Source organism: Saccharothrix sp. (assembly GCF_031180885.1).
Taxonomy (GTDB): domain Bacteria; phylum Actinomycetota; class Actinomycetes; order Mycobacteriales; family Pseudonocardiaceae; genus Actinosynnema.
Map to the genome: position 1 here is coordinate 13,067 of NZ_JAPSLK010000061.1, position 22,654 is coordinate 35,720.

Genomic DNA, 22,654 nt, shown 5'->3' on the forward strand with positions numbered 1-22,654 from the left:
GTGCGGGGAAATGTCGTACCCGGCCGGCAGAATGAAAGCAGGGGACCCCCGTTGTCGGGGTCTCGGCGTCCTTGAAGCGGCCGATCTCATGGACTGACCTCGTGGTCGAGCAGCCACCGCTTCACGGCCACGCCCCACCGGAAGTTGCCGATCGCGCCGCCCGTCCGCACCACCCGGTGGCACGGCACGAACAGGGTCGCCGCGTTGCGGGCGCATGCCGAAGCCGCCGCGCGGACCGCCGACGGTCGACCCGCGAGCAGGGCGTAATCCGCGTAGCTCACCGGCTTGCCCGCCGGCACCGTCCGCAGCGCCGTCCACGCCTGCTCCATGAACTCCCCGGACCGCTGCCGCACCGGGATGTCGTCGATCGCCGCCAGGTCACCCGCGTGGTAGTCGCGCACGGCCCGGGTCACCGCGCCCAGGTCGTTCCGGGTGCTGACGCCCGACGGGCGCAGCGACGGCGACACCTGCGGCAGCAGGTCGTCCAGGGACGCCGTCCACCCGCTCGCCAGCACGGCGCCGTCCGACGCCACCACGGCGGTGAAGGGGCCGATCGGGGTGTCCACAGTGGACGAAAAAGCGGTGCTCACGCGGTCCTCCTGAGGTGCATCTCGGCGTACGACCGCCAGGGCCGCCACGCCTTGTTGTCCGCGGTCAGCGGGATGTCGGGCGCGCCCAGCACGCGCATCACGACGTACCGGGCGATCTCCGGACCCACACCGGGGAACGCGGACAGCTCGGCCTCCAGTTCGTCGGCGTCGCGCCCCACGTCCACCACCAGCGCCCCGGACGCCAGCGCCGCCGCGACCGGCGAGTCGACGTCGGCGGGCGCCGGGTACAGGTGGGTCACCGGCCCGTCCGGGATGTCCAGCGGCTCGCCGGGCGACACGTGGCCCAGCGCCCGCAGCAGGGTCTCCGCACCGTCCACGCTCCCCGGCAGCCGCACCCCGGGGTGGGCCGCCACGAGCGGGCGCAGCAGCGGGTCGTGGCCGAGGAAGTCGTCCACGGCCTGCGGGTCGGCGTCCAGGTCCAGCAGGCGGCGCACCCGGCTCACCGCGCTGCCCAGGTCGCGCAGGTCGCCCAGCCGCAGCGAGCACGACACGTACCCCTCGGCGGGCTCCAGCAGCACCGTCGCCTGCCCGTGCGGCAGGCGCAGCGACCGCGCGTAGGAGGTGTCGGTGACGTGCTCCACGCCCGGGATCGCCGACGCCCGGAACTGCGCGAGCAGCCCCGCCGCGTCGAACGGCGGCCGGTACGGCAGGCGCAGCGTGATCCGCCCCGCCGTGCCGACGACCTTGCGCTTGGACCGCATCTCCGACGGGGTCGCGGCGAACACGGCCCGGATGGTGTCGTTGAACTGCCGCACGCTCGCGAACCCGGCCGCGAACGCGATGTCGGTGAACGACAGGTCCGTCGTCTCGATCAGCAGCCGGGCGGAGTGCGCCCGGTGCGCCCGGGCCAGGGCCAGCGGACCGGCGCCCAGCTCGGCGGTCAGCACGCGGGTCAGGTGGCGCTCGGAGTACCCGAGGCGCGCGGCCAGGCCCGGCACGCCGTCGCGCTCGACGACCCCGTCCGCGATGAGCCGCATGGCGCGCGCGGCCAGGTCGGCCCGCAGGTTCCACTCCGGTGAGCCCGGCACGGCGTCCGGCAGGCACCGCCGGCACGCCCGGTAGCCGGCCGACTGCGCGGCGGCGGCGGTCGGGTAGAACTCGGCGTTGCGCCGCTTGGGCGTGACCGCCGGGCAGGACGGGCGGCAGTAGATCCGGGTGGTGCGGACCGCCAGGATGAAGCACCCGTCGAACCGGGCGTCCCGGGCCGCGACCGCCCGGTAGGCGCGTTCGGCGTCGACCAACATGAGCTTCACTGTGCCACCGCCGGCACCAGGGGTCTCGCGGGAATCGGACACGGCGTTGCACCGCGTAGACTCACCCCCCGTGAGTTTGACCCTCGGTATCGTCGGCCTGCCCAACGTCGGCAAGTCCACCCTGTTCAACGCCCTCACGCGCAACGACGTGCTCGCGGCGAACTACCCGTTCGCGACCATCGAGCCCAACGTCGGCGTGGTGCCGTTGCCGGACGCCCGCCTCGGCAAGCTGGCGGAGATCTTCGGCTCGGAGCGCGAGGTGCCCGCCGTGGTGTCGTTCGTCGACATCGCGGGCATCGTCAAGGGCGCGTCCGAAGGCGCCGGCCTGGGCAACAAGTTCCTCGCCAACATCCGCGAGGCGAACGCGATCTGCCAGGTCATCCGGGTGTTCGCGGACGACGACGTGGTCCACGTGGACGGTCGCGTCGACCCGGCGGCCGACATCGAGACCATCAACACCGAGCTGATCCTCGCGGACCTCCAGACCCTGGAGAAGGCCGTGCCGAGGCTGGAGAAGGAAGCCCGGACGGCCAAGGACCGCAGGCCTGCCCTCGACGCGGCCGTGAAGGCGCGGGAGATCCTCGACTCGGGCCGGACGCTGTTCTCGGCGCAGTCGGAGGTCGACGGCGACCTGCTGCGCGAGCTGAGCCTGCTGACGACCAAGCCGTTCCTGTACGTGTTCAACGCGGACGAGGCCGTGCTGACCGACGAGGCTCGGCTGAAGGAACTGCGCGAGATGGTCGCGCCCGCCGACGCGGTGTTCCTGGACGCCAAGGTCGAGGCGGAGCTGCTGGAGCTGGACGAGGAGTCCGCGCGCGAGCTGCTGGAGTCCATCGGCCAACACGAACCCGGCCTGCACGCGTTGGCCCGTGCCGGCTTCCACACCCTGGGCTTGCAGACCTACCTGACGGCGGGCCCGAAGGAGTCCCGTGCGTGGACCATCCCCCAGGGCGCCACCGCACCGCAGGCGGCGGGCGTGATCCACACGGACTTCGAGCGCGGGTTCATCAAGGCCGAGGTGGTGTCGTTCACGGACCTGGTGGAGGCCGGCTCGATGGCCGCGGCGAAGGCCGCCGGCAAGGTCCGCATGGAGGGCAAGGACTACGTGATGGCGGACGGCGACGTCGTGGAGTTCCGCTTCAACGTGTAGTGCGGAAGAGGCCGTCGAGGTCGATGGTGATCGGGAACGGCACCCCCAGTTCGAGGGTGCCGCGGAAGATGCCGGCCGGGGTGTAGGTCCTGGTCGGCTCGTCCAGCTCGGGGCGGTGGCGTCCACTCGGGCAGCCGGTCATGGCTGAACCTGGCCTCAGGCGATCTGGGTGAAGCGGCCGCTTTGGTGGAACTCCTCCGGGCTCATGTGTTCGGCTGTGCGTTCCGTCCCCACCTCGCGGACCAGTAGTTCTTGCTCGTCGATGTACCCGCACCGGTCGCCGGTATGGGTGTCGATGTGGGTGAGCGGGACGCTTTCCAGGTCGCGCCGCTCCACCCGGGGCTGTTCGAGGTCGATCAAGCGTTCGGCGTCCACGTACTCATCCGTGTGGAGATCGGCGAACGTGTCGACCACGCTCTGCGACACATCAGCGGAGCCGGAGTGGGTGTCCGGGCTGGAACCGGAATCGGTGCTCATCGGTCCTCCCCGCGCGGGGTGAAGAGGTCCGGGGCGAGGGTCATGCCGGTGGACAGGAAGCGGGTGGCTTCGGCCAGGCGGGCTCGGCGGGTGGAAGCTCGGCTCAACCGGGCCGCCGCCTCGTGGACTGCCTCGCCGCCGGTCACGACCTTTTCGTCCGGTTGCCAGGAGTCCGGGTGGCGGCGGAGGGCGTCCAGTTGGTCACCGATGGACCTGCCGGGGAGGTGCGGGCCACGGGCTGCCCACGACGCGGTGTCGGGGTGTGGGGGATCGGAGGCGGAAGCGGACTTCAAAGCGGCCATCACGTCTACCCAGCCGGAGGAGGACCCGGCAGCAAACCCTCGCGGTCCTGGCCCAGAGGGACGGCCACCCGGACGGGGCGATCCATGCCGTCGGCGAAGGCGACCGCTCGGCCGGGTGGAAGGGACACGACGTGCCGGGACTGAGACTCGTCCAAGTTTACCGTCGCCCCCAGCAACTCCCGGTCATCGGCCGCGGGCAATCGATGGATGATCTTCAGAGCGGTGTTCTTCACGACGTCCGCGACGATCTTCGACGGGATCTGCTCCGCGATCACGATCCCCTCGCCGTACGCCCGGATCTCCGCCAACAACACCGTGAACAGCTCCACCGCATGAGCCGCCGGACTCCCCGGCAGCACGTTCTTCAGCAGCCGGTGCGCCTCCTCGATCACCGTCACGTGCCGCAGCCCCTCAACCCCGGCAGAACGGTGCCGCACCCGCAGGTGTTCGTGCAGCCGGATCAGCACCGCACCGATGAAGAACGCCTTGTCCTGGTCATTGCCGACGTCCTCGCTCTCCAGCACCACGTTGCGCCGCAACAGGTCCGCGACATCCAGCGGGTGCCCGCCCTCGAAGAACCGGCCGGGTGTGCCCAGTCGCAGCGAACCCAGCCGCACGTCGATGAACCCGCGGACGTTGTCGGTGATCTCCTTGCCGTACCCGATCCCGGCCACCACCTCCAGCGCCGTCCGCTGAAGATCACCCAACCCGGGGAACTTCGGCACCACCCCCGGCGACCGGGGCTCGCCGACCACCGGGTCCCACCCCGGATCCGTGTAGCACCGGGTCAGCGCGTGGCTGAGCACCTGCGGGAACGGCTCCTCCGCCTCGAACGCGGCCAGGAACAGCGCCCGGACCAGGTCGATGTGCGTCTGGATCGGGAACCCGGGCGCGGGCTCCAGCGGGTTCAGTCCGACCGGGACGGCGTCCGGCGCGCCCGGCCGGATCACCGTCACGTCGCCGACCCGGCCCGCCATCCGCGCGTACTCCGCCTTCGCCGGCTCGATCACCAGCCACGGCACCCCATTGTGGTGCAACTGCTCCAGCAGGTGCCGCACGGTCTGCGACTTGCCGGCACCGGTCGCGCCCGCCACGAACGCGTGCCGGTTCAACGTGTCCGCGGTGACGGTGAACGCGCCCGCCGGCCGGTCCGCGTCGTCGAGCACCGAGCCGACCTCGATCGGGCCGTCCGCCTCGGGGGTCACGTCGAAGTCCGCGCGTTCGACCACGTGGACCCGGGCAGCTCGCGCTTGGGCGGTCGGGCCAGCACCGCCAGCAGTTCGGTGGTGGCCGGGAACGGCGCGGCGTGGCCGTCGGCCGTCACCACGGTCGTGGCCAGGGCCTCGCTGAACGACATCGGCGCGCCGGACGGGGCGAGCGCGTACGGCAGGTCGTCCAGGTCCGCCGCCCCGCACAGCAGCGCCGCCGCCCGCCGGGCCGCCGCGGGCATCCCGCTGGCCACCAGGACGCGGACGTGCCACAGCCCGGTCGTGCGGGCCCGCGCCAGGTCCCGGTACCGGCCGGACGCCCGGTGCGGCGCGATCCGGCTCGCCTCGTCGCGCTCGCGGATGCGCAGCTCGGGGATGCGCACCGCCAGCTCCACCAGCTCGCGGTCGACGTGGTCGGCGGGCAGCGGGCGGGCCAGGGTCAGCCAGACGAACTCGTCGCCCAGGTGCGCCACGTAGTCGTCGAAGCCGCCCCGGTTCTGCTGCCGGCGGGTGTCGTCGGGGCTCCACAGCGCGTCGGCCTGACCGGTGCACACCACCCACGACGGGTAGCGGTCCCAGGACGCCAGGACCTCGTCGGTGTCCACCACCTCGGCGTGGCTGCCCGGCGGGTACAGCAGGGGAACGCGGTCGCCGGTCCGGCCGGGCCGTGCGGGCGGGAAGCCGGGGCGTCCGCCGAACAGGACGCGCAGCCGCGGCCCGCCGCGCCTGCTTGGCCAGCGCCTCCAGGTTGTCCAGGCCCATGCGGTCCGCGCCGGCCACGAACACGACGTCGCGGCCCGGTCCCGGCGGACCCGAGCGCAGCGCGTGCACGACCCGCTGGAACAGCACCCGGTCCAGGAAGTCCTTGCGGTCGGCGTCGGTGCCGCCGCTGGTCAGCACGGTCAGGCCGGGGCCGGACCAGGTGGACGGCGGCGCGGTCTCGGTGTCCACGGCGAGCAGTTCGGTGAGGTGGGCACGCCAGCAACGGCTGCAATGCCTTCGCCGCGACCCCCGCTACGACGAACACCGCAGCGCCGCACCCCCGACCCCCATCCCGGCGGACGCGGCGGCGACCCCGGCGGCGGAGGCCACCCCGCCACCGGTGGCCAGCCAGGGCAGCCGTTTGAGGAGCCTGCGGTGCTCTTCCTCCTTGGCGAGCACATCGGGGCTCTCCTGCCACGTGGGCTCGGGATCACCGGACTCGTCGGCCGGCGGTTCCGGCGGGGAGTAGCGGCCACCCCCACCGCTCGGCCGGCGTGAACACGACCTCGGCCAGCTCCGCACCCGTGGCCTTCGCCCGGCGCGGGTCGTCATCGGGGTCGTCCGCCGGTGGGGACGCGGTCATCGCACGACCTCCCCGCCGCCCGAGTGCGTTCGATCACTGTATGCCGGGTGGCAAGCGAGCCGGGCGCACATCTGCGGATCGCCGAACGACTCAGGGCCCGACCCCGGACGGGGCGGGCCCTGGTGGAGCGTTCCGGTACTGTCCGTTCCCGGACTCCGGTCACCGCACCTGGTTGCGGCTGTGGCGGGCGAGTGCGAACACGCCACCCGCTGTGGCCAGCATGCCCAGGGCGGCGACGGTGAACACGACGATGTCGGCGGTCATACGAATCCCCTTGCGTAGATCTCCCACTCGTCCAGACGTCCGGATACCCGGTTTCGTTGGCCGGCAGTCGTGCAATTCACACGAACGTGGTGGAGGTAGCGTGATCAAGCTCGAGGCGCGCGTGCTCGCGGTCGCGCCGTGGCTGCTGGGGTTGTCCCTGCTCGGCCACCTGGCGATGGTCGCCCTCCAGGCGAAGATGACCATGGTCGACCTGATGGTCTACCGCAACGCGTCGCCCGAGCTGTTCACCGGCGAGCTGTACCAGTGGAGGCTCAAGGAGTTCTCCGACCAGTTCGCGCTGCCGTTCACCTACCCGCCGTTCTCCGCGTTCGTGTTCGTGCCGCTGTCGTGGGTGCCGTGGGGCGTGGCGCGCTGGTTCTGGCAGTTGCTCAGCCTGGCGTGCCTGTACTTCCTGACCCGCAAGTCGCTCACGCTGATCGGCAGCACCGACCCGCGCCGGGCGATGCTGTGGACGGCGTTGTTCGTGTGGGTCGAACCCGTCCGCACCACGCTGAACTACGGACAGATCAACCTGGTGCTGGCGGCCCTGCTGATCGGCACGCTGGTGAGCGCGCGGCCGTGGCTCGCCGGCCTGGGCGTGGGCGTGGCGGCCGGGGTCAAGCTCACCCCGGCCATCTCCGGGCTGTACTTCCTGGTCACCCGCAAGTACAAGGCGGCGGTGTGGTCGTTCGTCGCGTTCGCCGGGACGGTTCTCCTCGGGTACGGGATCTCGGCCGCGCAGTCGCACCAGTTCTGGTTCCAGCTGCTCGGGGACGCCACGCGGGTCGGACCCGTCGGCTCGGCGATCAACCAGTCGCTGCGCGCGGCGCTGTCCCGGACCGTCGGCTACGACGTCGAGACCGGGCCGGTCTACCTGGTCGGCGCGGCGGTCGCGGTGGCGTGCGCGGCGTGGGCGCTGTGGTGGGCGGTCAAGGCCTCCGACACCCTCGCGATGATCGTCGCCGTCCAGTTCCTCGGCCTGCTGGTGTCGCCGATCTCGTGGAGCCACCACTGGGTGTGGGCGGTGCCCGCGCTGATGTGGCTCGTGTACGGCGTCAAGCACCGGCTCGCGGCCGTGACCGCGTGGGCGTGGGTGCTCGCGATCGGCAGCTACCTGATCTCGTTCCTGCTCAACGCCCAGCCGTCGATCTGGATCATCCCCCGGCCCTGGTACCTGTCCCTGCTGGGCTGGGTGTACCCGGCCGTGGGCCTGCTCACCCTGGTCGTGATCGGCGTGGTGCTGCGGGAGCGGTCACGCGAGCGCGTCGAGGACGCCGTCGATCTCCTCCGCGAGTGACACGTCCAGCGCGGTGATCCCGCCGCTGGAGTGCGTGCTGCACCGGAAGGTCAGCGTGCGCCAGCGGATGTCGATGTCCGGGTGGTGGTTGTCGTTCTCGGCGATCTCCGCGACCCGGTTCACCACCTGGATCGCCTGCGCGAAGCTGGGCAGTTCCGCGGTGCGGACGAGCGCGCCGTCGCGGGCGCTCCAGTCGGGCAGCGTCGACAGCGCGGCGGTCACCTGGTCGTCGGTCAGCAGCTCGGCCATGCACCCGATCGTCCCACCGCGTGGCGTAAACTGCCCGTTCGCCACGGGAGTCCGGTAATGCGCCGGGCTGAGAGGAGGGCTCGCAAGCCCTCGACCGTCCACCTGATCCGGGTCATGCCGGCGTAGGGAGAGAAACGATGCTTCGACGAGTGCTGACCGTCGCCGTCGCGGCGGCGACGCTGGCCGCGTGCTCCGCGACCAACGGCCAGGCCCCGCGGGGCGAGCGGGTGGTCACCCTGGTGACGCATGACTCGTTCGTGGTCAAGCCCGAGCTGCTCGACGCCTTCAAGGCCGAGACCGGCATCACGGTCAAGACGCTGGCCAGCGGGGACGCCGGCGCGATGACCAACAAGCTGGTGCTGACCAAGGGCAACCCGATCGGCGACGTGGCCTTCGGCGTGGACTCCACGTTCGCCTCGCGCGCCCTGAAGGAGGGCGTGTTCGCCGAGTACGCCTCCGGCGAGGCTTCGAAGGGCGCCCAGCGCTACCAGCTCGACCCGCCCAACCGCCTGCACGCGGTGGACGTCGGCGACGTGTGCGTCAACATCGACGTGGCCGCCCTGGGCGCGGACGCGCCGAAGACCTACGCCGACCTCGCCGACCCGAAGTTCAAGAACAAGCTGGTCGTGGAGGACCCGGCCACGTCCTCGCCGGGCCTGGCGTTCCTGCTCGGCACGGTCGCGGAGTTCGGCGAGTCCGGCTGGCAGGACTACTGGACGAAGCTGAAGGCCAACGGCGTCAAGGTCGTCTCCGGCTGGGAGGAGGCCTACACCCAGGACTTCTCCGGCTCCAGCGGCAAGGGTCCCCGCCCGATCGTCGTCTCCTACGCCTCCTCGCCGTCGGCGGAGATCGGCGACGACGGCAACCCGCGCACCAAGGCCCTGCTGGACACCTGCTACCGCCAGGTCGAGTACGCGGGCGTGCTGGAGGGCGCGAAGAACCCCGAGGACGCGCGCAAGGTCGTGGACTTCCTGCTGGGCGAGAAGTTCCAGGCCGACGTGCCGGGCCAGATGTACGTGTACCCGTCGCGGGAGGGCGTGGCGCTGCCCGCGGCGTGGACCAAGGCCGCCCCGCTGCCGGAGAAGGCGCGCACCCTGCCCGCGAGCCAGGTCGACGCCAACCGCGAGCGGTGGGTGCAGCAGTGGCGCGCGCTCGTGCAGGGCTGACCTGGTCGTCCGCGGGTTCGTCCGGCCGTGCTCGCGCGCGGCTGAGCCGGTCGTCCGCTCGGGTGGGGCTCGGCTGGTCGTTCGCCGCGTTGTTGCCCCTGGGGTTCCTGGGGGTGTTCTTCGCCTGGCCGGTGGTCGCGATCGTCGGTCTCGGGCTGGGCGAGGGTGGCGTGCTGCCGGTGCTGGGGGCTCCGGAGACCTGGGAACTGGTCGGGTTCACGCTCGGCCAGGCGCTCGGGGCGACGGTGTTGGCGCTGGTCACAGGCTTGCCGGTGGCGTTCCTGCTGGCCCGGTGCCGGGTGTGGGGGACCGGGGTGGTGCGGGCGGCGGTGATGGTGCCGTTCGTGCTGCCCACGGTCGTGGTGGGGCTCGCGTTCCGGGCGCTGTGGCCGGACGGCGGGGTGCTGCCGATCGTGCTGGCCAACGCGTTCTTCAACGTGGCGGTGGTCGCGCGGACCGTGGGCGGGGTGTGGGCGTCGCTGGACCGGCGGGCGGAGGACGCGGCGCGGTCGCTCGGGGCGTCGCGGCTGCGGGCGTTCACGTCGGTGGTGCTGCCCGCGCTGGCGCCGGCCCTGGGGTCGGCGGCGTCGGTGGTGTTCCTGTTCTGCGCCACCAGTTTCGGTGTGGTGCTGGTGCTGGGTGGCGCCCGGTACCGGACCGTGGAGACGGAGATCTACCTGCGGACGGTCGAGCTGTTCGACCTGTCCGGGGCGGCGGCGCTGTCGCTGGTGCAGTTCGTCGCGGTGGTGGCGGTGCTGGTCGTCGGCGGGGTGCTGCGGCGGCGTCGGGAGCGGGCGCTGTCGTTGCGGGTGGAGGCGGTGCGGCGGCCGGTCGGTGGTGAGTGGGGCGTTGTCGTTGCGGCGTGGCTGGTCGTGGGGTTGCTGCTGACGCCGGTGGTGGGGTTGGTGGTGCGGTCGCTGTCCACTTCGGATGGATGGAGCCTGGCGGGGTACCGGGCGTTGGCGGGGACCGGGGACCGGGGGACGTTGGCGGTGACCGGGGTCGACGCGGCGCTGAACTCGGTGCGGGTGGCGGTGGATGCGACCCTGGTGGCGCTGGTGGTGGGGGTTGTGTCGGCCGTGGTGTTGGTGGGGTTGCGGCGGCACGGGGCTTGGTTGGCGGAGACGCTCGACACCGCGTTGATGCTGCCGTTGGGGGTGTCGGCGGTGACGGTGGGGTTCGGGTACCTGGTGACCATGGACGCTTTGCCCGGGGACTTCCGGACCTCGCCGTTGCTGGTGCCCTTGGCGCAGGCGTTGGTGGTGACGCCGTTGATCGTGCGGATCGTGTTGCCGGTGCTGCGGGCGGTGGACGAGCGGCTGCGGCAGGCGGCGGCGACGCTGGGGGCCTCGCCGTGGCGGGTGTGGCGGGAGGTGGACCTGCCGCTGGCGTCGCGGTCGTTGGTGGCGGCGGCGGGGTTCGGGTTCGTGGTGGCGTTGGGGGAGTTCGGGGCGACCAGTTTCCTGGCCCGGCCGGACGCGCCGACGTTGCCGGTGGTGATCGCGCGGTTGATGGCGCGGCCGGGGGAGTTGAACAGCCAGATGGCGTACGCGGCGTGTGCCCTGTTGATGGTGGTGACGGCGGCGGCGGTGCTGCTGATCGAGCGGCTGCGGGTGCCCGGCGGCGATGCGCGGGTGCCGGGCGGCACGGAGCGGCTGCGGGTGCCGGGCGGGGAGTTCTAGGTGTTGGGGTTGCGCGGGGTCACGGTCTCGTACGGGTCGCTGGTCGCGGTGTCCGATGTGGACCTGGCGGTCGGGGACGGCGAGGTGGTGGCGCTGCTCGGGCCGTCGGGGTGCGGGAAGTCGACCTTGCTGCGGGCGGTGGCGGGGCTCGTGCCCGCTTCGGGCTCGGTGACCTGGGACGGGTCCGACCTGGCGGGTGTGCCGGTGCACCGGCGCGGGTTCGGGCTGGTGTTCCAGGACGGGCAGCTGTTCCCGCACCGGGACGTGGCCGGGAACGTGGCGTTCGGGCTGCGGATGCACGGGGTGGACCGCGAGGCGCGGCGCAAGCGGGTGGACGAGCTGCTGGAGCTGGTCGGGTTGGCCGGCTACCAGCGGCGGCGGGTGACCGAACTGTCCGGGGGCGAGCAGCAACGGGTGGCGCTGGCGCGGGCCTTGGCGCCCCGGCCCCGGCTGGTGCTGCTGGACGAGCCGCTGTCCGCGCTGGACCGGGCGTTGCGGGAGCAGTTGGCGGTGGACCTGGCGCGGCTGCTGCGGGAGGCGGGGGCGACGGCGCTGGTGGTCACGCACGACCACGACGAGGCGTTCACGCTGGCCGACCGGGTGGCGGTGATGCGGGCGGGGCGGATCGTGCAGGTCGGGCCGCCGGGGGAGGTGTGGCGGTCGCCGGTGGACGTGGAGACTGCCCGGTTCCTGGGGTGCGGGAAGGTGCTGGGGGCGGAGCGGGCGCTGTCGGTGTTCAGGGGGTCGTCGGTGTTCGGGGTGGGGGCGCGGGTGGGGTTGCGGGCTTCGGCGTTGCGGGTGGACCCCGGTGGGGCGGTGGTGGCCGAGGTGTTGGAGCGGGTCCATCGGCGGGACCACGTGCGGTTGTTGGTGGTGGTCGAGGGGGATGAGTTCGAGGCGGTGGCTCCTGTTGCTTCTGCGCCTGAGGTGGGGGATCGGGTGAGGTTGGCGGTTGATCCGGACGGGGTGGCGGTGATCGGTTAGCGGTCCGGGTGGGGTGGCGGTTATCGGTCGTCGCGGGTGAGGGCGTACTCGACTTCGCCGTGTTCCGAGCCGGGGATGGGGTCGGGCCAGTCCTGGAAGAAGGTGCGGACGTAGCGGAGGCCCACGCGTTCCATCACGCGGCGGGAGCCGGTGTTGACCGCCATGGTGACGGCGAAGATCCGCTGGACGCCCAGTTCGCGAAAGCCCTTGTCGATGAGGGCGAGGGAGACCTCGGTGGCGTAGCCCTGGCCCCAGGTTGTGGGGTGGAGGCGGTAGCCGAGTTCGCGGACGCCGGGTTCGGTCTCTTTGAACGCGAACATGCCCAGGAATCGGTTGGTGGCCTTGTCTTCGCCGGCCCACCAGCCGGGGTTGGCCATGAGGCGGGGGAGGAGCGTGTTGGCGACCGTGTCGCGGTCCAGGGGCTTGCCGCCATCCAGGTAGCGCATGACGGCGGGTTCGGCGTGCAGGGTGGCCAGGGCGTCCACATCGGACTCGCGGAAGTCGCGGAGGCGGACGCGGTCGGTCTCCAGGAACATGCGCGACACCTTGCCCTTGGGGGTGGGTCGCCGCCAACGGGTTTTGCTGCGCTTCGCGCTCTCAAAAGCTGAAAGCGTAAAAGCGGCGCTCGCCGCGCGGCAGGCCCCCGAGGCCCTTCCTGTGGCTTGGCAAGCCCTGCAAAGGCGAACCCCGCCCCGCGCTGCGCGCGGAGCGGGGCGTTGGCGTGGGTGTCAGTTGTCCTTGGTGGCCAGGCGCATGGCGGCCAGGGAGAGGCCGATCAGGATGTAGCAGCCGGCCAGGGCCGAGCTGCGCCAGAGGGCCTCGGTCGGCAGCGGGTCGCGCATGACGTCGATCAGGCTGTTCCAGTACGTGGTGATCAGGTACGGGTGCAGCCAGTCCAGCGCCTCGAACAGGCCCAGCACCGCGAACACGATCACGCCAGCCATGGTCGCCGCCATCACCACCAACGGGTGCTCTGTGCACGCCGAAATCGCCATCGCGATCGCCGCCACGCCCCACACCTGCACGGTGACCAGCAGGATCGTGAGCGCGATGCGGGCCAGTGCCGGGCCGAACGACAGGGTGGTGCCGGACAGGGTGAGCATGCCGGTGCCGCCGAACAGGATCGCCCCCGTGATGACGGCCACGAACGCCATGAGCGTGATCGCGAACAGGGTCATCGTGGCCACGCCGAACGACTTCACCGCCAGCAGCCGCATCCGGCCGATCGGCGCGATCATCAACCCGCGGAGCGTCCCGTGCTGGGACTCGCCCGCCAGGCCGTCGGCCGCCCAGATCGCCCCGACCAGCGGCAGCAGCAGGGGCAGGGCCAGGAACAGGGTGAACACCGGGAGCACCAGGCCGTTGCCGCCGATGATGGCGGCCAGGCCGGGGCCGCCGGACGCGTCGCCGTCGTCCACCGCGAACCACAGGCCGATGCCCGCCAGGATCGGCACCAGGCACAGCCCGAACAGCCCGATCACGGTGCGCGGGCGGCGGATGATCCAGCGCAGTTCCGAGCGCAGTTGTCGGCCCAGCGGTGCGCGGGTCGCGACCAGTGGCGCGCTCATCAGGCCCCCTCCTCGATGGTGTCGACCGCGGACAGGCCCTCGTCGGCCTCCTGCGCCTCGGTGAGCCGGGCGAACAGCTCCTCCAGGCCGGTGCGCTGGCGGCGTGCCTCGTGGACCGGGATGCCGGCGGTGACCAGGGCCTCGATCACGGCGGGCGCGGTGGTGCCGATCAGTTCGACGCGCACGCCCTCCGGGGTGGGGCGCGCCGAGATGCGGGCGTCCCGCAGCACGTTGAGCGCCTGGTTGTGCTCCGGGGTGACGACCAACAGCGAGCTGTTCTCCGCTTGGAGCAGGTCGCCGAGCCCGCCCTGGGCGACGACCGTGCCCCGGTGCAGCACGGCGACGTGCGTGCAGGTGGCCTCGATCTCGCTGAGCAGGTGGGACGACACCACGACCGTCGTGCCCGCGTCGTGCAGGTCGGCGATGACGTTGCGCACCTCGCGCGTGCCCGCCGGGTCGAGGCCGTTGGTCGGCTCGTCCAGCACGATCATCTTCCGCTCCACCAGCAGCGCCGCGGCCAGGCCGAGGCGCTGCTTCATGCCCAGCGAGTACCCCCGGTACCGGCGGTGGGCGGCGGCGGCGAGGCCGACGCGTTCCAGCGCGTCCTCCACCGCCTGCTTGATGGAGCCGGTGGCGAGCAGCGGCTCGAAGGCCGCCACCCGCCGCAGGTTCTCCCGCCCCGACAGGAACGGGTGGAACCCGGGACCCTCGACCAGCGCACCCACGTGCGGCAGCGCCTGCGCCGCGCCGTCGGGCAGCGCCTTCCCCAGCAGTTCGACCTCCCCCTCGGTCGGCCGCACGAGCCCGAGCAGCATGCGGATCGTGGTGGTCTTGCCCGACCCGTTCGGGCCGAGCATCCCCAGCACCGCCCCCTCCGGCACGTCGAGGTCCACCCGGTCCACCGCGACGGTGTGCCCGTACACCTTGCGCAGCCCCCGCGTCCGGGCGGCGAGGACCGGGGTGGAGCCGGCCTGGGCCGGCTCCACCCGTGCGCTGGTCGAGGTGGTCACTTCACCTGGCCGATCGCCTCGACCAGCACCTGCTCCGGCACCGCGCCCGCGGCCACCCGGCCGTCGTCGGCGATGAGCGCGGCGCCGACCCGGGTGGTGATCAGCGTGCCCGACCCCCACGGGCCGCTGACCTGCTTGCCGACCTGCTTGAGCAGGCCCTCGACGTCCACGTCCTGGCCGGGCCCGCCGTCGCGCTTCCACTCCCGGTCGTCACCCTGCTGCTGGGCGAGGTTCTTCAGCGAGTCCGCCGGGATCCGCGCGGCCAGCACCTGGTCCCAGCCCTCGCCGATGACCTGCGGGTTCGCCTCGGTGAACGCGCCCTCGGCGAGCGCCTTCTCCTCGGCGGTCGGTTCGCGCAGCTCCGGCTCGCTCACCTTCGCGCCCGGCGGGGGCGTGAAGGTGAACAGCGCGGCGTCCTGCGGACCGACGTTCAGCTCGGAGAACCCGATCTGCACGGCCGGCACCGCGGTCCCGTTGGTCAGCACCTCGAACCGCAGCGGGATGCGCAGCTCCGAGTCCACCGCCACCCGCACCTCGCGCAGCACGGTCCGCTCGGTCGGCTTCGGCGTGAGCACCAGCTCGTAGGCGGGCCGGTCGGCGACGCGCGCCGTCCCGTCCACGCTCACGTCGCTGAACTCCTTGATCTTCGCCACGGCCTCCCGCGCCACCGCCACCGGGTCGGTGGGCACCTGCGGCGCGTTCGGGTCCAGCTCCAGCTTCGGTGCTTCCGCCTCCCCGTGCGCGAGCTTGGTCACCTTCTGCTCAGCGGAGTCCCACAGCCAGCCGGTCTGCCCGTCGTCCACGAACGTCTTCTCGCTGTCCGCCGCCGGCAACTGCACCCGCACGCGGCCCGCGCCGTCGGTCCAGACCCGCAGCTTCGAGTCCCCGTCGGACAGCTGGGGCAGCCCGGTGATGCCGGGGATCCCCAGGTCGTTGGTCACCGACACGGCGCCGCCGAAAGCCGAGGGCTTGGCGGTCAGCACCGACTCGACCAGCGCCTCGGCCCCCACCTCGGGCAACTCCGGCGCCGGGCCCGCACCGGCGGGCATCGCGAGCACCCCCAGGCCCGCGACGCCGGCGACCACGCCGACCGCCGCGGCGACCACGGTCACCCTTCTCCGGTTCATGTGTCCCCTCCTCCAAGGGCGTCGACCGACCGGTTGCCGGCCGACACCACAGACCCTCCTCGGGCCGGCCTGAGATGGCGCTGAGAGTCGACGGCGACCTGAGAACCCGCTCAGCGACGCCCTCGATTGTCCCCTCACCCGGGTGCCCGGGCCACGCCTGCCGGCTGAGAGAGGACTGAGGAAGTCGGGGCGTTTCGGGCGTTCAAGAGGCATCCTGTGGGGCGTGAGGCCACGGGTGCTGGTTGTTGACGACGAGGTCGGGGTTCGGCGCGCGTTGGAGCGCGGGCTGTCCGCTGAGGGCATGGAGGTGGTCACGGCCGCCGATGGGCCCAACGCCCTGCGCGTGGCGTTGACCGGTGCCTTCGACGTGGTGTTGTTGGACATCATGCTGCCCGGGCTCAGCGGGTACCGGGTGCTCCAGCGGATGCGGGCCGAAGGGGTGCGGACGCCCGTGCTCATGGTGTCGGCCAAGGACGGGGAGGTCGACCAGGCCGACGGGCTGGACCTCGGCGCGGACGGGTACCTGGTGAAGCCGTTCAGCTTCGTGGTGCTGGTGGCCCAGGTCCGGGCGTTGTTGCGGCGCAACCGGGCCGACCTCGCCCGGCGCAAGTTGAAGCTGGGGGAGTTGGTGGTGGACCGGGCGGTGCGCGAGGTGAGCTGGGCGGGGGAGCCGGTCAACCTGTCGCCGCGGGAGTACGCAGTGCTGGACGTGCTGGCCAGCCGGGCCGGGTCGGTGGTGACCAAGGACGAACTGCTGCGCACCGTGTGGGGCGACGAGCAGGCAGCCACGCGCAACGCGGTCGAGGTGTACGTGGGGTACCTGCGGCGCAAGCTGGAGGCCATGGGGGCCGGTGAGGTCGTGCGGACCGTGCGCGGGCACGGGTACCTGGCCTCCACCCCGGACCTGGACGCGGCGCTGGACTCGGCCGCCGCCCGGCGCAGGTGAACCCGCGCCGCTGGTGGCTGCGGCGGACGCTGCGCTTCCGCATCACCGTCGTGGCCACCGGCGTGGCGCTGCTCGGGCTGCTCGCGCTGACCCTGCTCGCGCCGAGCCTGATCGGCATGGTGCAGGTCAGCGCCGTGGACAACCAGCTCGAACGGTCCTCCGCCGTGCGCGTGCTGGACACCGCGGGCAACCCGCTGGACGGCCTCGCCAAGCCCGACCTGACCCCGCAGGACATCCGCCAGCTCCGGTCGGGCGAGAAGGTGCTGCGCATCGAGGGCGACACCGCGCACCGCTGGATCGGCCGGGTCGTGTTCGCCGCCGACGGCACGCCCCAACTGCACGTCGCCGGGGACACCCTGGTCGGCTACCGCGAGGCCAACGAGCTGGGCACGAAGTGGCTGGCCGCGGCCGCCGTGCTGGTCGCGGGGCTGGTCGGGATCGCCACGTGGCTGGCCGTGCGGTCGTCGTTGCGGCCGGTGGAGCGGATGCGGGTGGCGGCCGGGCAGCTGCCGCGCGGGCAGCGGCTGCCGGTGCCCGCGGCGCGGGACGAGTTGCAGGCGCTGGCGGAGGCGTTGAACGCCCTGCTGGCCCGGCGCGACGAGGCGACCGAGCGGCTGCGCCGGTTCACCGGGGACGCCGCGCACGAGCTGCGCTCGCCGGTGACCTCGGTGCGCGCCCAGGCGGAGGTGGCGGTCGCGCACCCGGACCCGGACTTCTCCATCGAGGTGCTGGAGTCGGTGGTGGAGGAGTCGGAGCGGCTGTCCAACCTGGTCGACGCCCTGCTCCTGCTGGCCCGCGCGGACACCGGCGAGCTGCCCCGGGCCGAGCCGGTGGACCTGGTGCTCCAGGCCCAGTACGCGGTGGAGCGGCGGCCCGCGGACGAGCTGCTGGTGTCCATCCACGCCCCGATGAGCGCGTGCCTGATCTCCGCCGCGCGCACCGAGGTCGAGCTGGTGCTGGACAACCTGCTGCGCAACGCCACCCGGTACGCGCGGTCGTTCATCCGGATCTCGGTGCTGCCCGCCGCGCGCGAGGTCCGGCTGCTGGTGGACGACGACGGCCACGGCATCCCGCCGGAGCACCGGGAGAAGGTGTTCGACCGGTTCTACCGGGTCGAGTCGGACCGGGGCCGGGCGACCGGCGGGTTCGGGCTGGGCCTGGCGCTGGTGGCGCACCTGGTGACCCGGCGGCGCGGGACGGTCCGGGCGGGCGAGTCGCCGGAAGGTGGTGCCCGGCTGGAGGTGCGCTGGCCGGAGTACCGGTGATGGCTGGATCGGTGGTGGCGGGATCGATGGCGCCGGGATCGGTGGTGGCAGGATCGGTGGTGTGCCCGAGCTGCGCGCGACGACGCTGGTAGACGCCCCGCTGCGGACCGTCGCGGCGGCGCTGCTGGACGCCCGGCTGCTGGCCCGGTCGATCCGCGGGCTGGGCGGGCGGATCAGCGGCGGGCCGGTGCTGCACGCGGGGTTGGAGCTGGCCGGGTCGGTCGGGCCGGTCGACGGGACGCTGCTGGTGACCCGGGCGGACCTGACCGGGGTGTCGGCGGAGCTGGTCGGCGGGCCGCTGCCGCGGTTCGTGCTGCTCACGGACCTGCTGCACACCGGCGGCGGGACCATGGTCGTGGACTCGGTGGAGTGGACCAGCCCCGGTGGGCCGTTGGGGCGGCTGGCGGACGTGATCGTGGGGCGCGGGTTGGCGCTGCGGGTGCTGGAGGCGCGGGCCGAGGCGGTGGCCGTGCGCAGCCGCGAGCTGCTGGCGGCGCGCGTGGTCGTGGGGGCCGCGATCGTGCGGGACGGGTTGTTGTTGGCGCAGCAGCGGTCTTATCCGGCGGAGGCGGCGGGGAAGTGGGAGCTGCCCGGTGGCCGGGTCGAGGCCGGGGAGTCGGATGCGGACGCGGTGGTGCGGGAGTGTCTCGAGGAGTTGGGGGTGACTGTCGTGGCGGGTGACCAGGTCGGCCCGGACGTGCCGCTGCGGCAGGACCTGCTGCTGCGGATCTACCGGGCCGACCTGGTGACGGGCGAGCCCGCGGCGCACGACCACCGGGAGGTGCGGTGGGTGAGCGCGGCCGAGTTGGACGGCTTGGACTGGCTGCCGGCGGACCGAGTGCTGCTGCCGGCCCTGCACGACCTGCTCGCCTGACCGCTGGGGCGCGGCCTCCGGCCCCCGCTTCCATTGTCCCGTCGAGCACCGACAAAACCCGGCGAGTGGCAGCGGAGGCGTTGGCCTTCAGCCCAGGCCGGACACCCTCAGAGCCGCTTCCAGCCGGTGGGTGGAGCGTTCTCGGGAGCGTTCCGCCCCGTGCGCCCGGACCCGGTCCAACTCGGCGGGGTCGTCGAGCAGGGCCTGCGTCCGTTCACGCACCCCGCGCAGCTCCTCCACCACCGCCTCCGCCGTCGCTTCCTTCAGCTCGGCATAGCCCGACAACGAATCCGCCAGTTCACGCGGGTCCTTCGCCGTGCACGCGCCCAGGATCTCCAGCAGGTTCGCCACCCCCGGCTGGGTGTCCGGCGCGTACCGCACGACGCCCAGGTCGTCGGTCACCGCCCGGCGGATCTTGCGGCGCACCAGGTCCGGTGGGTCCAGGACGAACACCGTGCCCGCCGAGTCCGGGGACGACTTGGCCATCTTCCGGGACGGGTCGGCCAGGTCGCGCACCCGTGCCGCCGCCGTCGGGACGATCCCCTGCGGCATCACGAAGACCTCGCCGTAAGTGCCGTTGAACCGCCGCGCCAGCACCCGGGCCAGCTCCACGTGCTGCGCCTGGTCGTCACCGACCGGCACCTCCCGCGCGCCCTGCAACAGGATGTCGGCCGCCATCAGCACCGGGTACGTGAGCAGGCTCAACCGCACCGACGCCCGCCCCTCGGACTTCTCCTTGAACTGGATCATCCGCGCCGCCTCGCCGTACGTGCACGTGCACTCCAGCAACCAGGTCAACGCGCCCAGTTCGCGCACCAGGTCCGACTGCACCGCCACCGACCTCGGGTCGACGCCCGCCGCGATGAGCACCGCGACCTGCTCCCGGGTCAGCGCGCGCAACCGGGACGGGTTGTGGGACGTGGTCATCGCGTGCAGGTCGCCGATGAAGTACACGTCCTCCTCGGTGCCCTCCGCGGCCCACCGCCGGACCGCGCCCAGGTAGTTGCCCAACTGCACGGGACCGGACGGGGTGATGCCGGACAGCCTGATCATCGGGGTTCCTCTCGAACGGGAGAGCCCGCCGAAGGGGAGTGGCCCCGGACACAGCGAAGGCCGCCCTCGGCGGGCGGCCTGTGTGTCAACGCACAGTGCTAGGGCCGCCGTGTGGCGGACCACCAGAACGTGTAAAGAGTGCGCATAGGCGGATCTTAGCGCGTGTGCGGCACCACGTGCGGGTCTACATTTCTCGCATGTACATCGTGGTGCTGGAGTACGTCAAGCCGCTGGACGAAGTCGACTACGTGTTGCCGGAGCACGTGGACTGGCTCAAGAAGCAGTACGAGGCCGGTCTGTTCCTCGCCTCCGGCCGCCAGGTGCCCCGCACGGGCAGCGTGATCATCGCGCGCCCGATGCCGCGCGGCAAGCTCGACGCGCTGCTCGCGACGGACCCGTTCGTCGTGCAGAAACTGGCCCGTCACCAGGTGATCGAGTTCCAGGCCACCCGGACCGCGCCGGAACTGGCCGGGCTCAACGAAGCCGTCCTGAGCTGACGGCGCACCACCCCGTGCCACCCGGGCGCACCGGGCGGCGAGACCTCATGCGGCCTTTTTCGCCGCCTTGGCCGCTTTGCGGGCCTTCTTCTCGGCCTTCTCGGCCTTCTCGGCTTTCTTGAGCGCCTTCTTGCGCTCCTTGAGCATCACGGTGACCGGGCACCTCTTGCAGCGCGGGTCGGACCGGCAGCACTTCTTCTTCACCTTGATCTTGCCCACGCGTTGCCTCACACTCATCAGGGTGTCCCCAGAGTAGGTGAGGCTGACCTCACCCTGCGCGCGTGTGTGGTAATGGCGACTCGACCGGTAGGCTGTCCGAAGGCTGCGCGCGTATCCCATGTCATGGCGCCTGCCCATCCTCGATGAGACAGCTCTAGGAGTTCCGCGTGCCCACGGCCACCGCGTCGATCAAGGAAACGCTGGTCCGCAACGACCTGCGCAACGTCGCGATCGTCGCGCACGTTGACCACGGCAAGACCACCCTGGTCGACGCCATGCTCCGCCAGTCCGGCGCCTTCTCCGAACGCGCCGAGCTCGTCGACCGGGTGATGGACTCGGGCGAGCTGGAGCGCGAGAAGGGCATCACGATCCTCGCCAAGAACACCGCGGTGCGCCGGCACACGCCGGACGGCGTGATCACCATCAACGTGGTGGACACCCCCGGCCACGCCGACTTCGGCGGCGAGGTCGAGCGCGGCCTGTCCATGGTCGACGGCGTGGTGCTGCTGGTGGACGCCTCCGAGGGCCCGCTGCCGCAGACCCGGTTCGTGCTGCGCAAGACGCTGGCCGCCGGCCTGCCGGTGATCCTGGTGGTGAACAAGGTCGACCGCCCCGACGCCCGGATCTCCGAGGTCGTCGAGGAGGCCCACGACCTGCTGCTGGACCTGGCCACCGAGGTCGGCGCGGACGACTCCGTGCTGGACCTGCCGGTCGTCTACGCCTCCGCCCGCGCCGGTCGCGCGTCGCTGAACCAGCCCGAGGACGGCGGCCTGCCCGACGAGGAGAACCTCGACTCGCTGTTCGAGGTGCTGCTCAACCACATCCCCGCGCCCACCGGTGACGCCGACGCCCCGCTGCGCGCGCTGGTCACCAACCTGGACGCGTCCACCTTCCTGGGCCGCATCGCGCTGTGCCGCATCGCCGCCGGCCGCATCCGCAAGGGCGAGACGGTGTCCTGGTGCCGCGAGGACGGCTCGGTGCAGAAGGTGAAGATCACCGAGCTGCTGATCACCGAGGCGCTGGAGCGGGTCCCCGCCGAGGAGGCGCGCGCCGGTGACCTGGTCGCCATCGCGGGCATCCCGGACATCACCATCGGCGACACCCTGGCCGACGTGGAGAACCCGGAGCCGCTGCCCCGGATCACCGTCGACGAGCCGGCGATCTCGATGACCATCGGCGTCAACACCTCGCCGCTGGCCGGCCGCAACGGCGGCACCAAGCTGACCGCCCGCCTGCTCAAGTCCCGCCTGGACTCCGAGCTGGTCGGCAACGTGTCGGTGCGCGTCCTGCCGACCGAGCGCCCGGACACCTGGGAGGTGCAGGGCCGCGGCGAGCTGGCGCTGGCCATCCTGGTCGAGCAGATGCGCCGCGAGGGCTTCGAGCTGACCGTCGGCAAGCCGCAGGTGGTCACCAAGACGATCGACGGCAAGCTGCACGAGCCCTACGAGCGGCTGACCATCGACGCCCCCGAGGAGCACCTCGGTGCGGTCACCCAGCTGCTGGCCAACCGCAAGGGCCGGATGGAGAACATGGCCGGCCACGGCACCGGCCGGATCAAGCTGGACTACGTCGTGCCGTCGCGCGGCCTGATCGGCTTCCGCACCGAGTTCCTCACCGAGACCCGCGGCACCGGCATCGCCAACGCCGTGTCCGAGGGCTACGGCCCGTGGGCCGGCGAGATCCGGACCCGCCACAACGGCTCCCTGGTCGCCGACCGCGCCGGTTCGATCACCGCGTACGCGATGATCCAGCTCGCCGACCGCGGCACGTTCTTCGTCGAGCCGGGCGCGGACACCTACGAGGGCATGGTCGTGGGCGAGAACCCGCGCGCCGAGGACCTCGACGTGAACGTGTGCCGGGAGAAGAAGCTGACCAACATGCGGTCCTCGACGGCCGACGTGATGGAGACCCTGGCCCGGCCGCGCAAGCTCAGCCTGGAGGAGGCGCTGGAGTTCTGCGCCGCCGACGAGTGCGTCGAGGTCGCGCCGGAGGTCGTCCGCGTCCGCAAGATCATCCTGGACGCGAACCTGCGCGGCCGCGAGCGCAACCGCCAGAAGCTGCGCAACGCCTGAGAAGCAGCAGGTCAGCGACGCCCTCGGAGTCCGCT

General features: G+C 72.3%; 26 protein-coding genes and 1 riboswitch. Of the genes, 10 read left to right on the forward strand and 16 right to left on the reverse strand.

Translation table 11 applies throughout. The features are described from left to right. Positions 1–86: 86 nt before the first annotated feature. Positions 87–590, reverse strand: a complete 504-nt coding sequence (locus RIN75_RS37395) for a methylated-DNA--[protein]-cysteine S-methyltransferase (protein WP_309116830.1) — start codon at positions 588–590, stop codon at positions 87–89. Continuing rightward, positions 587–1,855: an AlkA N-terminal domain-containing protein gene (locus tag RIN75_RS37400; protein WP_309116831.1), complete on the reverse strand. Its 1,269-nt coding sequence runs from the start codon at positions 1,853–1,855 to the stop codon at positions 587–589. Before RIN75_RS37400 ends, RIN75_RS37395 begins: the two co-directional genes overlap by 4 nt. 79 nt (positions 1,856–1,934) lie before the next feature. Between RIN75_RS37400 and ychF the strand changes: the two genes are divergently transcribed. Beyond that, complete coding sequence (gene ychF / locus RIN75_RS37405) at positions 1,935–3,014, forward strand: redox-regulated ATPase YchF (RefSeq protein WP_309116832.1); 1,080 nt, start codon at positions 1,935–1,937, stop codon at positions 3,012–3,014. On the opposite strand, the gene RIN75_RS37410 is transcribed toward ychF, so the two are convergent. The 7 genes from RIN75_RS37410 to RIN75_RS37440 all read right to left on the reverse strand — a co-directional run bounded on the left by RIN75_RS37410 (position 3,004) and on the right by RIN75_RS37440 (position 6,346). Then, positions 3,004–3,156 (reverse strand): hypothetical protein, encoded by a 153-nt coding sequence (locus tag RIN75_RS37410; RefSeq protein WP_309116833.1) that lies wholly within the window; start codon positions 3,154–3,156, stop codon positions 3,004–3,006. The genes ychF and RIN75_RS37410 overlap by 11 nt on opposite strands. Before the next feature lie 14 nt (positions 3,157–3,170). Beyond that, the gene (locus RIN75_RS37415; protein WP_309116834.1) at positions 3,171–3,491 is read right to left on the reverse strand and encodes a hypothetical protein; all 321 of its coding nucleotides are present in this window, start codon (positions 3,489–3,491) and stop codon (positions 3,171–3,173) included. Then, a complete protein-coding gene (locus RIN75_RS37420) occupies positions 3,488–3,793 on the reverse strand; it encodes a hypothetical protein (RefSeq protein ID WP_309116835.1) in 306 nt (101 codons plus the stop codon). The genes RIN75_RS37415 and RIN75_RS37420 overlap by 4 nt, the downstream gene beginning before the upstream one ends. A 5-nt stretch (positions 3,794–3,798) precedes the next feature. Then, entirely contained in the window at positions 3,799–5,022 is a 1,224-nt protein-coding gene (locus RIN75_RS37425) for an ATP-binding protein (protein ID WP_309116836.1), read from the reverse strand. Then, positions 4,995–5,606 (reverse strand): hypothetical protein, encoded by a 612-nt coding sequence (locus RIN75_RS37430; RefSeq protein ID WP_309116837.1) that lies wholly within the window; start codon positions 5,604–5,606, stop codon positions 4,995–4,997. Before RIN75_RS37430 ends, RIN75_RS37425 begins: the two co-directional genes overlap by 28 nt. A 409-nt stretch (positions 5,607–6,015) precedes the next feature. Then, a complete protein-coding gene (locus RIN75_RS37435; RefSeq protein ID WP_309116838.1) occupies positions 6,016–6,162 on the reverse strand; it encodes a hypothetical protein in 147 nt (48 codons plus the stop codon). A 31-nt stretch (positions 6,163–6,193) separates the two neighbouring features. Continuing rightward, a complete protein-coding gene (locus RIN75_RS37440; RefSeq protein WP_309116839.1) occupies positions 6,194–6,346 on the reverse strand; it encodes a hypothetical protein in 153 nt (50 codons plus the stop codon). Positions 6,347–6,710: 364 nt separating this feature from the next. Here RIN75_RS37440 and RIN75_RS37445 point away from each other — a divergent pair, with 364 nt between their 5' ends. Then, entirely contained in the window at positions 6,711–7,907 is a 1,197-nt protein-coding gene (locus RIN75_RS37445) for a mannosyltransferase (protein ID WP_309116840.1), read from the forward strand. On the opposite strand, the gene RIN75_RS37450 is transcribed toward RIN75_RS37445, so the two are convergent. Next, positions 7,863–8,156 (reverse strand): 4a-hydroxytetrahydrobiopterin dehydratase, encoded by a 294-nt coding sequence (locus tag RIN75_RS37450; RefSeq protein WP_309116841.1) that lies wholly within the window; start codon positions 8,154–8,156, stop codon positions 7,863–7,865. The two genes, RIN75_RS37445 and RIN75_RS37450, sit on opposite strands and share 45 nt — an antisense overlap. A 32-nt stretch (positions 8,157–8,188) precedes the next feature. Further along, positions 8,189–8,302: riboswitch (TPP riboswitch) on the forward strand. On the opposite strand from RIN75_RS37450, the gene RIN75_RS37455 reads away from it, so the two are divergent. The 3 genes from RIN75_RS37455 to RIN75_RS37465 all read left to right on the forward strand — a co-directional run bounded on the left by RIN75_RS37455 (position 8,294) and on the right by RIN75_RS37465 (position 11,988). After that, positions 8,294–9,322: a thiamine ABC transporter substrate-binding protein gene (locus tag RIN75_RS37455; protein WP_309116842.1), complete on the forward strand. Its 1,029-nt coding sequence runs from the start codon at positions 8,294–8,296 to the stop codon at positions 9,320–9,322. It overlaps the preceding riboswitch by 9 nt. Beyond that, the gene (locus RIN75_RS37460) at positions 9,298–11,004 is read left to right on the forward strand and encodes an ABC transporter permease (protein WP_375296073.1); all 1,707 of its coding nucleotides are present in this window, start codon (positions 9,298–9,300) and stop codon (positions 11,002–11,004) included. The genes RIN75_RS37455 and RIN75_RS37460 overlap by 25 nt, the downstream gene beginning before the upstream one ends. Further along, positions 11,005–11,988, forward strand: a complete 984-nt coding sequence (locus tag RIN75_RS37465) for an ABC transporter ATP-binding protein (RefSeq protein ID WP_309116843.1) — start codon at positions 11,005–11,007, stop codon at positions 11,986–11,988. 20 nt (positions 11,989–12,008) lie between these two features. Here RIN75_RS37465 and RIN75_RS37470 read toward each other — a convergent pair whose 3' ends face one another. The 4 genes from RIN75_RS37470 to RIN75_RS37485 form a co-directional block, all read right to left on the reverse strand. Beyond that, entirely contained in the window at positions 12,009–12,524 is a 516-nt protein-coding gene (locus RIN75_RS37470; RefSeq protein ID WP_309116844.1) for a GNAT family N-acetyltransferase, read from the reverse strand. Positions 12,525–12,716: 192 nt separating this feature from the next. Next, positions 12,717–13,556, reverse strand: coding sequence for an ABC transporter permease subunit (locus RIN75_RS37475; RefSeq protein ID WP_309116845.1), 840 nt, complete (start codon positions 13,554–13,556; stop codon positions 12,717–12,719). Continuing rightward, on the reverse strand, positions 13,556–14,566 hold the full coding sequence (locus tag RIN75_RS37480) for an ABC transporter ATP-binding protein (RefSeq protein WP_309116846.1): 1,011 nt from the start codon (positions 14,564–14,566) through the stop codon (positions 13,556–13,558). The genes RIN75_RS37475 and RIN75_RS37480 overlap by 1 nt, the downstream gene beginning before the upstream one ends. Continuing rightward, positions 14,563–15,693, reverse strand: coding sequence for a DUF2092 domain-containing protein (locus RIN75_RS37485; protein WP_309116847.1), 1,131 nt, complete (start codon positions 15,691–15,693; stop codon positions 14,563–14,565). The genes RIN75_RS37480 and RIN75_RS37485 overlap by 4 nt, the downstream gene beginning before the upstream one ends. A 223-nt stretch (positions 15,694–15,916) precedes the next feature. Here RIN75_RS37485 and RIN75_RS37490 point away from each other — a divergent pair, with 223 nt between their 5' ends. From RIN75_RS37490 to RIN75_RS37500, 3 genes are all read left to right on the forward strand, one after another. Further along, on the forward strand, positions 15,917–16,639 hold the full coding sequence (locus RIN75_RS37490; protein WP_375296074.1) for a response regulator transcription factor: 723 nt from the start codon (positions 15,917–15,919) through the stop codon (positions 16,637–16,639). Beyond that, entirely contained in the window at positions 16,636–17,904 is a 1,269-nt protein-coding gene (locus tag RIN75_RS37495) for an ATP-binding protein (RefSeq protein ID WP_309116848.1), read from the forward strand. Before RIN75_RS37490 ends, RIN75_RS37495 begins: the two co-directional genes overlap by 4 nt. 61 nt (positions 17,905–17,965) lie before the next feature. Beyond that, on the forward strand, positions 17,966–18,778 hold the full coding sequence (locus RIN75_RS37500) for an NUDIX domain-containing protein (protein ID WP_309116849.1): 813 nt from the start codon (positions 17,966–17,968) through the stop codon (positions 18,776–18,778). An 87-nt stretch (positions 18,779–18,865) separates the two neighbouring features. On the opposite strand, the gene trpS is transcribed toward RIN75_RS37500, so the two are convergent. Further along, positions 18,866–19,831 carry a tryptophan--tRNA ligase gene (gene trpS / locus RIN75_RS37505; protein ID WP_309116850.1) on the reverse strand — a complete coding sequence of 322 codons (966 nt, stop codon included), beginning with the start codon at positions 19,829–19,831 and terminating at the stop codon, positions 18,866–18,868. A gap of 197 nt (positions 19,832–20,028) precedes the next feature. On the opposite strand from trpS, the gene RIN75_RS37510 reads away from it, so the two are divergent. Further along, positions 20,029–20,328, forward strand: coding sequence for a YciI family protein (locus RIN75_RS37510; protein WP_309116851.1), 300 nt, complete (start codon positions 20,029–20,031; stop codon positions 20,326–20,328). A 45-nt stretch (positions 20,329–20,373) separates the two neighbouring features. Here the strand turns inward: RIN75_RS37510 and RIN75_RS37515 are convergent, their stop codons facing one another. Beyond that, entirely contained in the window at positions 20,374–20,559 is a 186-nt protein-coding gene (locus tag RIN75_RS37515; RefSeq protein WP_309116852.1) for a hypothetical protein, read from the reverse strand. Between the two features lie 155 nt (positions 20,560–20,714). On the opposite strand from RIN75_RS37515, the gene typA reads away from it, so the two are divergent. Beyond that, the gene (typA, locus tag RIN75_RS37520) at positions 20,715–22,619 is read left to right on the forward strand and encodes a translational GTPase TypA (RefSeq protein ID WP_309116853.1); all 1,905 of its coding nucleotides are present in this window, start codon (positions 20,715–20,717) and stop codon (positions 22,617–22,619) included. The last annotated feature ends 35 nt before the right edge of the window (positions 22,620–22,654 follow it).